Annotated in this window: 12 protein-coding genes; all 12 read right to left on the bottom strand. The window is 64.5% G+C overall.

The genetic code is table 11. From position 1 onward, the window contains the following. Window positions 1-247 precede the first annotated feature (247 nt). A complete protein-coding gene (gap, locus tag ACEN9T_RS11460; RefSeq protein WP_092972439.1) occupies window positions 248-1,246 on the bottom strand; it encodes a type I glyceraldehyde-3-phosphate dehydrogenase in 999 nt (332 codons plus the stop codon). An 86-nt stretch (window positions 1,247-1,332) separates the two neighbouring features. Then, a complete protein-coding gene (tkt, locus tag ACEN9T_RS11455) occupies window positions 1,333-3,348 on the bottom strand; it encodes a transketolase (protein WP_092972438.1) in 2,016 nt (671 codons plus the stop codon). A gap of 115 nt (window positions 3,349-3,463) precedes the next feature. Further along, window positions 3,464-4,612 carry a galactonate dehydratase gene (dgoD, locus tag ACEN9T_RS11450; RefSeq protein ID WP_104610513.1) on the bottom strand — a complete coding sequence of 383 codons (1,149 nt, stop codon included), beginning with the start codon at window positions 4,610-4,612 and terminating at the stop codon, window positions 3,464-3,466. Between the two features lie 30 nt (window positions 4,613-4,642). After that, window positions 4,643-5,269: a 2-dehydro-3-deoxy-6-phosphogalactonate aldolase gene (locus ACEN9T_RS11445; protein ID WP_413707768.1), complete on the bottom strand. Its 627-nt coding sequence runs from the start codon at window positions 5,267-5,269 to the stop codon at window positions 4,643-4,645. Next, window positions 5,266-6,075, bottom strand: a complete 810-nt coding sequence (locus ACEN9T_RS11440) for an SDR family oxidoreductase (RefSeq protein WP_413707767.1) — start codon at window positions 6,073-6,075, stop codon at window positions 5,266-5,268. Before ACEN9T_RS11440 ends, ACEN9T_RS11445 begins: the two co-directional genes overlap by 4 nt. Next, the gene (locus ACEN9T_RS11435; RefSeq protein WP_092972434.1) at window positions 6,072-6,965 is read right to left on the bottom strand and encodes an aldose 1-epimerase; all 894 of its coding nucleotides are present in this window, start codon (window positions 6,963-6,965) and stop codon (window positions 6,072-6,074) included. The genes ACEN9T_RS11440 and ACEN9T_RS11435 overlap by 4 nt, the downstream gene beginning before the upstream one ends. Beyond that, the gene (locus tag ACEN9T_RS11430; RefSeq protein ID WP_413707766.1) at window positions 6,946-7,860 is read right to left on the bottom strand and encodes an SMP-30/gluconolactonase/LRE family protein; all 915 of its coding nucleotides are present in this window, start codon (window positions 7,858-7,860) and stop codon (window positions 6,946-6,948) included. Before ACEN9T_RS11430 ends, ACEN9T_RS11435 begins: the two co-directional genes overlap by 20 nt. A 10-nt stretch (window positions 7,861-7,870) precedes the next feature. Further along, entirely contained in the window at window positions 7,871-8,818 is a 948-nt protein-coding gene (gene araH / locus ACEN9T_RS11425; protein WP_413708444.1) for an L-arabinose ABC transporter permease AraH, read from the bottom strand. Window positions 8,819-8,895: 77 nt separating this feature from the next. Next, window positions 8,896-10,431, bottom strand: coding sequence for an L-arabinose ABC transporter ATP-binding protein AraG (gene araG / locus ACEN9T_RS11420; RefSeq protein WP_413707765.1), 1,536 nt, complete (start codon window positions 10,429-10,431; stop codon window positions 8,896-8,898). A 33-nt stretch (window positions 10,432-10,464) separates the two neighbouring features. Beyond that, a complete protein-coding gene (locus ACEN9T_RS11415; RefSeq protein ID WP_392398006.1) occupies window positions 10,465-11,469 on the bottom strand; it encodes an arabinose ABC transporter substrate-binding protein in 1,005 nt (334 codons plus the stop codon). Window positions 11,470-11,545: 76 nt separating this feature from the next. Next, window positions 11,546-12,559: a 2-dehydro-3-deoxygalactonokinase gene (locus ACEN9T_RS11410; RefSeq protein WP_413707764.1), complete on the bottom strand. Its 1,014-nt coding sequence runs from the start codon at window positions 12,557-12,559 to the stop codon at window positions 11,546-11,548. Window positions 12,560-12,675: 116 nt separating this feature from the next. Beyond that, window positions 12,676-13,740, bottom strand: coding sequence for a porin (locus tag ACEN9T_RS11405; protein ID WP_413707763.1), 1,065 nt, complete (start codon window positions 13,738-13,740; stop codon window positions 12,676-12,678). Between the last annotated feature and the right edge of the window lie 91 nt (window positions 13,741-13,831).

Below are 13,831 nucleotides of genomic sequence, written 5' to 3'. Positions count from 1 at the left end.
GTGACGTAAAAGCCCGCCACATCACAATGTAGTAATTGTTCAGTGTACGGACTGCAACCCGATTTTCAAAGCGAATTCCTGTAGCCCGAATTCAAAATTTGCGCATCCGCAAACGTTTTCTTTCCGGTCGGTAACAAACGTCGAGCAGGCCCCCGATAAGCGCCGTGTGGCCGTGACGACTCCTCCGCTTCGCCTGTCTAGGAAAAAACGCGCCCGAAGGCGCGTTCTTCCGGGCCGTTAAGCAGGATTACTTGCCGACCACGCGCGCCATTTCCAGGCACTTGTTCGAGTAACCCCACTCGTTGTCGTACCAGCTCACGACCTTGATAAACGTGCCGTCCAGTGCGATGCCGGCTTCGGCGTCGAAAATCGAGGTGCGTGCATCGCCGCGGAAATCCGTAGCGACGACCTTGTCTTCGGTGTAGCCCAGCACGCCCTTCAGCGCGCCTTCGCTTTGTGCCTTCATTTCGGCGCAGATTTCAGCGTACGTGGCAGCGCTTTCCAGCTCGACGGTCAGGTCAACGACCGACACGTCCGACGTCGGCACGCGGAACGACATGCCGGTCAGCTTCTTGTTCAGCTGCGGGATCACCACGCCGACGGCCTTGGCGGCGCCGGTGGACGACGGGATGATGTTTTCCAGGATGCCGCGGCCGCCGCGCCAGTCCTTGTTGGACGGGCCGTCAACGGTCTTCTGCGTGGCAGTGGCAGCGTGCACGGTAGTCATCAGGCCGCGCTTGATGCCCCACTTGTCGTTCAGCACCTTGGCAACCGGTGCCAGGCAGTTGGTCGTGCACGAAGCGTTGGAGATGATGGCCTCGCCCTTGTACGTTTCGTGGTTCACGCCGTACACGAACATCGGGGTGTCGTCCTTGGACGGGGCCGACATGATCACCTTCTTGGCGCCCGCGTCGATGTGCTTTTGCGCGCCTTCCTTGGTCAGGAAGATGCCGGTCGATTCGATCACCACGTCGGCGCCGACTTCGCCCCACTTCAGCTCAGCCGGATCCTTCACGGCGGTCAGGCGGATCTTCTTGCCGTTGACGACGAGCGTGTTGCCGTCGACCGACACTTCACCGTCGAAGCGGCCGTGTACCGAGTCGTACTTCAGCATGTACGCCAGGTAGTCGGGTTCGAGCAGGTCGTTGATGGCAACAACTTCGATGTCCTTGAAGTTGGCGGCGGCGGCGCGGAACACCATGCGTCCGATGCGGCCGAAGCCGTTGATGCCGATCTTGATGGTCATGGTCAGTCTCCTGATAGCAGAAAAGAAATCGACGATGCGATAAAAACCAGCGCGGCACCTCGTGGGTGCCGCGTACGCAAATTCAGTTAAGCAATGACGCTCTTGGCGGTGTTCACGACGTTCTCGACGGTAAAGCCGAAGTGCTTGAACAGCACGCCCGCCGGGGCGGATTCACCGAACGTGTCGATACCGACCACGGCTTGTACCTGGTACTTCCACCAGAAATCGGTCACACCCGCTTCGACCGCGATACGCGGCACGCCGGATGGCAGCACGCTGGCCTTGTAAGCGGAGTCTTGCTTGTCGAACACGGTGGTGGCCGGCACCGACACCACGCGCGCGTGGATACCCTCGGCAGCGAGTTGATCTGCTGCACCGACCGCCAGGCCGACTTCGGAGCCGGTGGCGATGATGACCACGTCCGGCTTGCCGTTGGCGGCATCGCGGAGCACGTAGCCGCCGCGGGCGATGGCCTCGCGCGTGGCCGGATTGCGCGCCTGGAACGGCAGGTTCTGGCGGCTGAAGATCAGGCAGCTCGGGCCGTTCTGGCGCTCGATGGCGGCGGCCCATGCGACGGCGGTTTCGGTAGTGTCGGCGGTGCGCCAGACATCCATGTTGGGGATCAGGCGCAGGCTGGCAACGTGCTCGATCGACTGGTGCGTCGGGCCGTCTTCGCCCAGGCCGATGGAATCGTGCGTGAAGACGAAGATCGAGCGGATCTTCATCAGCGCGGCCATGCGCAGCGCGTTGCGGCTGTAGTCGGAGAACGTCAGGAACGTGCCGCCGTACGGAATGTAGCCGCCGTGCAGCGCGATGCCGTTCATGATGGCGCTCATACCGAACTCGCGCACGCCGTAGTTGATGTGGTTGCCCCAGGCATCCACACGCACGGCTTTGCTGCCGCTCCAGTTGGTCAGGTTCGAGCCGGTCAGGTCGGCCGAGCCGCCCAGCAACTCGCCCAGCACCGGGCCATAGGCTTCGAGCGTGTTCTGGCTGGCCTTGCGCGTGGCAATGGTCTCGGCCTTCTGCTCGCACTTCTCGATGAACTCGGCGACGGCCTTTTCGAAGGCTTCCGGCAGTTCACCACGCATGCGGCGCTCGAATTGCTCGGCTTCGGCCGGGTGGCGCTCGGAGTACGCATCGAACAGCGCGTTCCAGGCCTTTTCCAGTGCTTGGCCCTGACCCTTCGCATCCCACGCGTCGTACACGGCTTGCGGCACTTCAAACGGGGCGTGCGGCCAGGCCAGCGCTTCGCGCGCGGCAGCGATTTCAACGCCGCCCAGGGGGGCGCCGTGCACATCGTGACCGCCTTCCTTGTTGGGCGCGCCCTTGCCGATGAGCGTGCGGCAGCAGATCAGGGTCGGTTTGTCCGACTTCTTGGCTTCGGCAATGGCGGCGTCAACGGCGTCAACGCTGTGGCCATCCACGGCGCGGATCACGTTCCAGCCGTACGCTTCGAAGCGCTTCGGGGTGTCGTCGTTGAACCAGTGGACAACGTCGCCGTCGATCGAGATGCCGTTGTCGTCCCACAGCGCGATCAGCTTGTTCAGCTTGAGCGTGCCGGCCAGCGAGCATGCCTCGTGGCTGATGCCTTCCATCAGGCAGCCGTCGCCCAGGAAGACGTAGGTGTGATGATTGACGATGTCAAAGCCCGGGCGATTGAATTCCTGGCCCAGCAGACGCTCAGCAAGGGCCATGCCGACGGCGTTGGTGATGCCCTGGCCGAGCGGGCCGGTGGTGGTTTCCACGCCCGGGGTGATGCCGTATTCCGGGTGGCCGGCGGTCTTGCTGTGCAGCTGGCGGAAGTTCTTCAGCTCCGACATCGGCAGGTCGTAGCCGGTCAGGTGCAGCAGCGCGTAGATCAGCATCGAGCCGTGGCCGTTGGACAGCACGAAGCGGTCGCGGTCCGGCCAGCGCGGGTTCAACGGGTTGTGGCGCAGGTGGCGGCTCCACAGTGCCACGGCGATATCCGCCATGCCCATCGGCGCGCCGGGGTGGCCCGAATTGGCTTGCTGGACGGCGTCCATGGCAAGCACGCGAATGGCGCTGGCCATCAACTGGGTAGGCTGGGTGGTATTCGAGTGGAGGGCGGGGGCGGTCATGCGAACCTGCGGCAGGAGATAGGCGGGAAAACCGCGATTTTACCAGACGGGAATGACCCGGCTGGGGTGATCGCGGTCAGTAAAACGTGCTACGACGTCCCCTCCCCCGCCCGGCTTACCACTCCGCGACGGAACCGTCGGCATGGCGCCACACCGGGTTGCGCCAGTCGGGGGCTTCCTTGCTCCGTTCGATGACCAGCGCCTCGTCGATGTCCACGCCCAGGCCGGGCAGGCGCGGCGGGCGGATATAGCCCCCTTCCAGCGCGAAATCGGCCTTGTTTCGCACGTAATCGAGCAGTTCGGCGCCCTTGTTGTAATGGATGCCCATGCTCTGTTCCTGCAACGTGGCGTTCCAGCTGACGAAATCCACGTGCAGGCACGCGGCCAGCGCGATGGGGCCCAGGGGGCAATGCGGCGCCAACGCCACATCGTAGGCCTCGGCCATGGCGGCGATCTTCACGCATTCAGTAATGCCGCCAGCGTGGGACAGGTCCGGCTGCAGGATCGATACCCCACCCGCTTCCAGCACGCGCTTGAAATCGAAGCGCGAGAACATGCGCTCGCCGGCAGCGATGGGCAGATGGGTGTGGGCGGCTAGGCGGGCGTAGGTTTCTGCCTGCTCGGCCAGCACCGGTTCCTCGATAAAGAGCGGGCGATACGGCTCCAGCTCCTTGATCAGCACCTTGGCCATCGGCGCAGAAACGCGACCGTGAAAATCGAGCCCGAATTCGACGGTGTTGCCGAACGCCGAGCGAATCTCGGCAACCTTGGCGACCGCCGCGTCCACCGCGCGGGACGTGTCGATGATGCCCATCTCTTCGCAGCCGTTGAGCTTGAAGTGATCGAAGCCGCCGGCCTGCAGCGCCTTCATGCCCGCAATTACGTCGGCCGGACGGTCGCCGCCGACCCAGCTGTAGGTGCGCATCTTGTCGCGCACGAGGCCGCCGAGCAGTTCGTATACCGGCACGCCCAGCACCTTGCCCTTGATGTCCCACAACGCCTGGTCGATGCCGGCGATGGCGCTCATCAGGATCGGCCCGCCGCGGTAGAAGCCGGCGCGGTACATGGTCTGCCAGAGGTCGTTGATGCGGCTCGGGTCTTGGCCGACGAGGTAGTCGGACAGCTCGTGCACCGCCGCCTCCACCGTGCGCGCACGGCCTTCGATGACGGGTTCGCCCCAGCCGGTGACGCCCTCGTCGGTCTCGACTTTCAGGAACATCCAGCGCGGAGGCAGGCGGTACGTGGTCAGGCGGGTGATTTTCATGGATCGAATCGATGGTGCGTTCAGGTGCGTTCAGGTGCGGACAGATTGGGCGGCGCGGTAGGCGGCGACAAAGGCGCGCGCACGTTCGGCGGTGCGCTCGACAGGCTGGCCCGGGCGATACAGGTCGCTGCCGAGGCCTGCGCCGATGCAGCCGGCGGCAAGGTAATCGGCGAGGTTCTCCGGCGTGATGCTGCCGACGGCAAACACCGGCACCTCGGCGGGCAGCACGGCCTTGAGCGCGCGCACGTAGCCGGGGCCGAGCGCGCCGGCCGGGAAAATCTTCAGCGCCTGCGCGCCCGCATCGAGCGCGGCAAACGCTTCGGTGGCAGTCATGCAGCCAATGCAGGTGACGAGGCCCGCGTGGGCAGCGGCGCGAATCACCGGCGCATGCGTGTTGGGCGTGACGACCAGCTTGCCGCCGGCCGCGACCATCAGGTCAACGTCTTCGGGGCGCAGCACGGTGCCCGCACCAATCAGCGCCCGGTCGCCAAAAGCACGCGCGGCGAGCTGCACGCTCTGCGCCCAGTCGGGCGAGTTCAGCGGAATTTCGATGGCGTCGAAACCGGCATCGACCAGCGCCTGCGTGTGCGCGAGCACCTCGTCAGGCCGGATGCCGCGCAGGATGGCGATCAGCGGAAGGTGGGTTGTCCAGGTCATTCGTGATAGAGCTGCGAGCGCCCGCCATCGATCAGGATGTCGGTCGCGTTGATGAAGCGCGCCTCGTCGGAGGCGAGGAACAGCGCGGTGTAGGCCACCTCTTCGGGCTCGCCGATGCGCTTGCACGGCAGCAGCTCGGCCTGGCGGCAGCGTTCGGCTTCGGGGTCAGGCGCGGCGGCAAAGCCGGCCTCGGCAATCGGCGTGAGAATCAGTCCCGGCGAAATCGAATTCACGCGGACACCACGCGCCGCATATTCAATGCCCAACGCCCGCGTGAGCCCGATCAGCCCATGCTTGGCCACCGGATACGGAAACGCGCCCGGAATGATCTTGTGCCCATGCACCGAGGCGATGTTGACGATGCTGCCCGCCCCCCGCGCCAGCATGTGCGGCAGCACGGCACGCGCGCAGTGCCACGCGCCTTCCAGATCGACGGAAAGGCAGCGCGCCCAGTCGTCCTCGCTCAACTTGAGCGGATCGGCAAACACGTTGATGCCGGCGTTGTTGACCAGCACGTCAATCCCGCCAAAGCGCTCGACACCTGCGGCGACCATCGCGTCGATCTGCGCACGGTCGCGCACGTCGGCTTGTACGAGGAGGATGTTGTCGTCATTGCCGACGCTGTTGCTAATTTCGGCGGCAAAAGCCTCGGCGCGCTCGTCACGCACCAACGCGTTGACGATCACGCGTGCGCCGTGCTGCGCGAACAGCTTGGCAATCGCACCACCAATGCCTTGCGTGGCGCCCGTCACCAGGGCGACCTTGCCTGCGAGACGCGGCGGAAAAGACGTCTGAGAAGCGGTCATGCGTCAAAACCATTCACGGTGAATTGATAGCTGCGCTGCAGGCTTTGGCCGGGGCCGAGGATGGTCAGGCCGTGGTCTTGCTGAGCGCACGACGAGCCAGGCAGGTTGTGCGCATTGATCGCGTGGTCAACCGGCTCGAAGCAAAAGAAGTCGTACGCGACCGGTGTGTAAAGCACATAGCGCGAGGTGTCGGCGGCAATTTGCACAGACGTGCGGCGGCTGGGCCAGACGATCTCGGCGCGGCCGTCCCAGCCTTCAAAGCTGTGATTGATGGCGGCGTTGGTCTCCAGCATCCGAAGCTCGCGAAAGTCTGCCTCCGAAGAGAGCGCCTGCAAGACCGTTGGCAGATAGTCCGGTGCGGATTGCCACATGGCCGTTGCGCCAGCACGCAACCGAACATCGGGCGTGCGCGGAAAGAACGGATGCACGCCCAGCCCGAATGGCAGCGGCGCGCCTTCGTTGCGTACCGTCAGCACGATCTGCAACGTGTTCCTCATCAGCGTGTAGCGCTGCACCGCCTGATAGCGGAATGGGCGCCCCTGCTCGACCACCGCAGCGAGTTCAACGGAGGCATCTGTTTGCGACACTGCATGCCACGGCATCAGCCAGCCATGACCATGCAGCGGATACGGTTCGTCGTCACGCGTTCGCGGCACTTCGATGGTCTGCCCCTGGAACGGGAAGCGCCCGCCGCCGATGCGGTTGGACCATGGCACCAGCGGATAGCAGGCCAGCGTTCTCGGATCGCGCAGTGCAGCGTCTGCTTCGCCCGGCCGGAAGATGGCTGTGACATCGCCATCGCGCAATAGATCGAAACGCAGCAACCCGCCACCCGCCTCGGGGAGCACCTCGGCGCGTAGCACGCCGTTTTCAAGCCGCAACGTAGGCATGGCCGAACCGGCCCTCCGGCAATCCTCGTACGTTAGGTACGGCAAGCTGCAGCGTCGCGCCGGCGTTTACGTCTTCTGCCAGGCGGTGCGCCGACAAACCGTCGCGCGCCGTCGTCAGATACAGCGTGTCGAGCGCCTCGCCGCCAAATACCGGGCACGTGGGCTGCGAGGCCGGCACGGACATGCGCGCCAGCACGCGCCCATCCGGCGCGTATCGTGTCAGGCGGTTGCCGCCCCACTCTGCATTCCACAGGCAGCCGTCTGCGTCGACGGTGGAGCCATCGGGCGAGCCCTTGTGCGCGCCATCGGCATCCTGGTCGCGCAGATCGGCGAAGACGCGAATATTGGCGACTGCGCCGGTCTGCCCGTCGTAATCGCATGCGTGGATGCGCCGGCTGTTGGTATCGCACCAATACATGATCTCGCCGTCGGGGCTGAAGGCGATGCTGTTGGCGATGGCGATGTGCGGCAGCGCCAGACGTTGCAGCGTGCCCATCGGCGTGAAGCGATAAAAGCTGCCGGTGGGTTCCGAGCCGCCTTCGTGCATGGTGCCGAAGACGTAGTTGCCAAAGCGATCTGCACGGCCATCATTGACGCGCGTGGTCGGGTTGTCGGGCTCGACGTCGGCCAGCAGCGTAAGCGCGCTGGTGCGCGTGTCGAAGCGGGCAATGTTCTTGGCGAGGCCGAGGATCAGCACGCCGGGTTCGTCCGTCAGCACGAAAGAGCCCACGCGTTGCGGCAGCGGCCATTGGCGCTCCTGCCCCGTCGCCGGATCATGCTGCCACAGCAGCGATTCCTGGATGTCCGTCCACCAGAGCAGGCGCTGGGCGTCGTCCCAGACAATGCCTTCGCCCAGCGTGCAGCGCAGATCGGAGAGCGTGGTTGCGGTTGTCATCTGCGTAGCCTCACTCACGGCCGCCGCGGTTCTTCAACTGGTCGACCAGCACCGCTGCCAGCAGAATCGCGCCGCGCACCAGGTACTGGTAGAACGCGTCGATATTCAGCAGGTTCATGGCGTTCTGCACGGTGCCCATGATCAATACGCCGACCAGCACCCCGCTGATCGTGGCGCGGCCACCGAGCAGCGAAACGCCGCCCAGCACGCAGGCCGAGATCACGTTCAGTTCAAAGCCTTGCGCCGCATTCGGCTGGCCGCTGGTGATGCGCGCCGCCAGAATCACGCCGGCCAGCGCAGCAATCACGCCCTGGATCAGGAAGATGACGATGCGCGTCATGTTGACGTTCACGCCCGCCAGCCGTGCCGCTTCCGGATTGCCGCCAATCGCCAGCGTATTGCGGCCGTAGATCGTCTTGTTGAGCAGCACGCCAAACACCACGAAGCACAGCGCCGCCACCCACACCGGCGTCGGCACGCCAAAGACGATGGTGTTGCCCAGGTCGAAGAAATCCATGTCGGACACGCCCACCGCCTGCCCATGCGAGGCAATGAAGGCGAGGCCGCGCACGATTTCCATCGTGGCCAGCGTGGTGATGAGCGCGTTGATCCTCAGCTTGGCGATCACGAAACCGTTGACGCCACCGATGATCGCGCCCGCCACCAGGCTGCCGCCGATGCCAAGTGCAATGCTGCCGGTGGCGTTGATGATCATCGCGCACAGCACGCCGGCAAACGCCACCGTGGAGCCGATCGACAGATCGAAATCACGCGACGCCAGGCAGAACATCATCGTGCAGGCAACCATGCCGATCTGCGAGACGGACAACGCAAGGCCGACCATGTTCTGCCACGAGAAGAAATACTCGACCGAGAACGACAGCGCGGCAAAGAGGATGGCGAAGATCAGCGGCAGGCTGAAATCGTCCAGCAGGCGAAGTAGGCGCGTCTTGTTCATGGCAGAGCGTGCCGATGCGGCGAGCGCATCGGAATGTTGCAGGGGTTGAGACTGGGACATCTTGGACTCCGGGGTTCTCAGGCGGCCAACGGCGGCATGGGCGCAGATGGCAGCGGCGCAGATTCAGGGCGTAGCGCGAGCTTGAGCACTGCCTGCTCATTGGCCTGCTCGCGCGGCAGTTCGCCGGCGATGCGGCCTTCGCTCATCACGAGCACGCGATCGGCGACACCGAGGATTTCCGGCAATTCGCTGGAAATCATCAGCACGGCCACGCCACGTTCGGCCAGTTCGTACAGCACCTGGTAGATCTCGTTCTTGGCACCGACGTCGATGCCGCGCGTGGGCTCGTCGATGATCAGCACACGCATGTCGTCTTCGGCCAGCCAGCGCGCCAGGATGGCCTTCTGCTGGTTGCCGCCCGACAGCAGGCGGATCGGCTGCTCCCGGTTGGGCGTCTTGATGCGCAGGCGCGTGATGTAGTGGTCGGCCGTCTTCGCTTCCTGCCTGTCATTGACGAACAGGCCGAAGCGGCGCTGGTTGCGCCGGCAGCTGATGTTGATGTTTTCCGACACCGAGCGGCAGCCGATAATGCCCTCTTCCTTGCGATCTTCCGGGCACAGCACGATGCCCTGGCGGATGGCGTCGGCCACATCGCGGATGCGGATCGGCGCGCCATCGAGCGTGATGCTGCCCGCCGTCTTGCGATCGGCCCCGTAGATCAGTCGGGCCAGTTCCGACCGCCCCGCGCCCACCAGCCCGAACAGGCCAACGATCTCGCCGCGGCGCACGGACAGGCTTGCCGGCTCGGCCAGCTTCGGGCCCACCAGACCATCCACCTGCAAGCGCACGTCGCCGAGCGGGCGCGCGCGGTAATCGAAGATGTCGTCGATCTGGCGGCCGACCATCTGCGCTACCAGCTCGTCGCGCGTAACGTTGGCCATCGATGGGAAATCCGCCACCTTGCGGCCATCGCGGAAGATCGTGCAGCCATCGCACAGCTCGAAAATCTCATCGAGCCGGTGCGAGATGTAGATCAGCGCCCGGCCCTGCGCACGCAGGTCTTTCACGAGACGGAACAGGATGTCGGTCTCGCGGATCGACAGCGAACTCGTCGGCTCGTCCAGCGCAATCACGCGCGCATCGCGCAGAATCGCCTTGCAGATCTCGACCATCTGGCGCTGGCCGATCGACAGGTGCTTCAGCCTGGCGCGCGGGTCCAGGTCGACACCGATGCGGCCCAGCTGCTCGCGCGTCCAGGCCATCGCCTCGCGCTGGCGGATGAACCCGCCGCTGGCCGGCAGGTGGCCGAGCAGCAGGTTGTCCATCACCGTCAGCTCGGGCACCGTCTGCAGCTCCTGGTGGATGACGGCAATGCCCGCATCCAGCGCTGCCCGCGTGGTCAGGAACGCCGTCGGCTTTCCCTCGACGACGATCTGACCGCCATCGGGCTGATAGTCGCCGCCCAGGATCTTCAACAGCGTCGACTTGCCCGCGCCGTTCTCGCCCAGCAAGCCGTGCACGCGGCCGCATTCGATGCCAAACGACACATCGGACAGCGCCCGCACACCCGGAAACACCTTGCTGATGCCACGAAACTCAAGAAACGCCGACATGGCAAGTCTCCTTCAACAACGTTGTCCGCAAGATCACAAACCCATCTCTTGGCGGACGGCCTTTTCGTTGTCGCGCGTCATCAGGCGGCCGCTGGTCAGGATCAGCGGGTCCGGCGCCTTGTTGTTCTTGATCCACTCGTACATGTTGAGCGAGGTTTCATAGCCATGACGCTTCGGGCTGATCAGCACGGTGCCGAAGAAGCCGGTCTTCTCGGGCTTGGCAAACTCATTGAGCGCCGACTGGCTGCCGCCGATGCCCACACCGATGATGTCTGCCGGCTTCACGCCGTGGCCTTCCGCTGCGCGCACGGCGCCCAGCACGGCTTCGTCATTCAGGCCGAAGGCAATCCAGTGCTTGAACTTCGGGTTCTTGGTCAGGGTGATGTTGGCGGCGTTGAAGGCGGCTTCGGTATCCGTCTTGGCCTGCGGGCTGGTCAGCACGTTGGCGGCCGGGAAACCCGCTTTGGTGAGCGCTGCGACTGCGCCGTCGGTGCGCTCCTTGGCAGTCGGCAGTTGGTCATACGCAATACGGATGGCACCGACTTCCGACAGATTCCAGCCGCGCTTCTTCATTTCCTGCGCGATGGCGTCGCCCACCTGTTCGCCGATCTTCGTGGCCGAGATGCCCATGTGCGGCACCGACTCGATCGGCTTGCCAGCACCGTCGACCAGGCGGTCATCCACCGTCATCAGCTTGAGGTTGTTCTGCTTGGCCTTGGCCACGACTGCCGGTCCGAGCTTCACGTCGGGCACGCAGATCACGAAACCCTGCGCATGCTGCGCGCCCAGGTTGTCAATGGCCGTCAGCACTTCACCGCCGCTGGGCACGCCGATCTTCACCAGCTTGAAGCCCTTTTCCTTGGCGGCCTGGTCTGCGAACTTCCATTCGTCCTGGAACCACGGCTCTTCGGGCTGCTTGACCAGGAAGCCGATCTTCACGTCATCGGCTGCATGGGCAAACACCGAGAGGCCGCCGGCCATGGCAAACAGCGTGGCGGCAGCAATGGCCTTGAATGTCCCGCGTCGTTGTTGTTGCATGTTGTCTCCTTGCGATGCCGTCTTTGCGGCATCTGTTCTGCGTTGGATGAAAGATGGGATGGCGTGGGCGTCGGGCTTACGCCACCTTCAAGGTTTTGACCAAGCCGCGCTCGCGTGCGATGGCGATCGCGCCGCTGCCGGCCAGGTGCTCCTGCTGTTCACTGCTCGTGACGGTGACCTTGCCCGAGAAGAAATCGTCGTCTGAGACCAGCACGGCGAGCGCTTCGCGCAGCAGCGGCTTGCCCGTGATGACGAACTGCGTGCCCGGATTCATGCGGATCGCGCTGCTGTTCTTGAGCGTGAGCAGATCCGCGCCCAGCACGGCGCCCAGCAGGAAGTTGGCCCGCGCATTGCGCTCGTAGATCGTGAACTGACCCAGCGTGCGCACCATGAAACAGGCACGCCCCAGTCCGATGCTGCTGGCGCTGCGCGCGCCGGACAGCAACATTTCCGGATCGACCTCGGTGGCAAAGTCGGAGTCGAGCGCGTCGGCCAGGATGGTGTTGTGCGTGATCACGTGGAGCAGCTCGCCGGCCAGCGTCGTCACACAGCCGGTGATGCGCTGATCCGCGTCCAGATGCACAAACTTCGAGTGCGAACCCGGCAGCACGATCACCGCCGGCTCTGTGATGCCGAGGCGCGAAACCAACCCCATGGTCTCGACCTCTTCGCCGCGCATCATGTCCATCGACTCGATGTTGTGCAGACCAAGGTTGTCCACCGGATTGCGCACGCCCGGCACAAACCAGATTGGCTGGGCACACACCTCGGGGATGGTCGCCTGCACCATCCCCGCCGCCAAGTCGCGCAGGCCGGCCGGCGCCATCAGGTGCGGGACTTCGTGCAGGCCGACGTTTGAGGTAATCATGCCGGACGCCAGCACCAAGTCGACCTGGCTCATGCCGAACCCGGCCTTTTGCAGCGCAGCTTCAATCGTGTCTTGCACGCCGCGCTGCAGCGTCGTCCGGTTGCCGGTGATGGCGGTGTCGCGCACGCCAACCTGGCGCGCAGCCTGGCAAAGCGCAACGTCATCGCGCCAGACCGTAACGCGTGTGTTGGTGGTACCGGTATCGATGGTGAGGATGTTCATGCGTGGCATTGCTTGGTGTGACGTGGGTCGGACCCGGGGGTTAAAACCGTTTCATGATCCGCAACGAGCGGCCCGCGATTGACTTGGAAAGCGCAGCAGGATCATGAGCGGTTTTTTTAGAACGAGTGAACGATACCGGTGTAGGCACCCAGTTGGTTCTTACCCGGCGCCGGATTGTTGTTGGTCGCCTCCACCGAGAAATTGGCGGTGGCGCTGTTCTGCACCGTACCCACGCTCGCGTACAGCATCGTGCGCTTGGACAGGTTGTAGTTGGCACCCGCCATGAACAGATTGGCGTTGCCGCCGCCGTGGTTGACGTTGACGCGGTACGCCGCGCCGATCAGCGTCAGCGCCGGCGTGACTTCGTAGTTGATGCCCAGCCAGTAATGATTGGCCTTGGTCGGAGCGCCCGCTGCCGCATCCGGAGCCGACAGGTTTTCATACGCAGCAAACAGCTTCGCCTTGCCGATGGTGTACGTACCGCCGATCGTCGCTTCCTTCGAGAAGTTGAAGATGTCGCTGAACTTGCCGTTGCCGTCGCGGATCACGTCGTAGATCGCGCGCACTTCCAGCGGGCCGGCCGTGTAGACAGCGGACACGCCATCGCGACGGCTGTTCGTGAACGAACCCGGTTGTTCGCCCAGGCCGGTCTGCAGGCCGATCTGGAAGCCGCCCCAGGTCGGGCTTTGATATTCGACGATGTTGTTCGCGCCCGGCCAGTTGCGCCCGCGCACCAGCGTGGCCGAGCCGATGAACTGCTGGCCGGTCGGGTCCAGGAACCAGACGTCGTTGCTGATGAAGAGGTTCTTGCCGGCCGTCAACGTGCCCCAGGTCGGGCTGGACAGGCCGACGTACGAACGGCGGTTGAAGAGCGCATCGCCGTTGGTTTTGCCCTGGGCTGCGCCGAAGCCGGATTCGAGCCGGAAGACCGCCTGCAGGCCACCGCCCAGATCCTCCTTGCCCATGAACCCGAACATGCTCGTGCCCCACTGGTTGTCGGCGGCGCGCCAGAGGCTGCCGCCTGGCGAGGTCGCGGTGGGGGCGACGTTGTTCTGGTAGTCGATGCCGCTGGCGACGCGGCCGTACAGCGTGACGTTGGTTTGTGCGAGGGCGGGAGCGGTCCAGCCAGCGAGCGCAAGGCCGCACGCCAGCATCCCGCGAACAGCGGTGGTTCGATTCATGACGTCTCCTGAAATGTTTTTGTAGGCGGGGTCCGGTGCGTCGCGTGGTTTGAGATCGCTGGAGGCACACACCAAGCATCGTCACCGTCCC

Origin of the sequence: Ralstonia sp. Ralssp110, from assembly GCF_047325135.1 — a bacterium.
GTDB lineage: Bacteria > Pseudomonadota > Gammaproteobacteria > Burkholderiales > Burkholderiaceae > Ralstonia > Ralstonia mojiangensis.
This window is presented reverse-complemented; position numbering and strand designations above follow the sequence as displayed.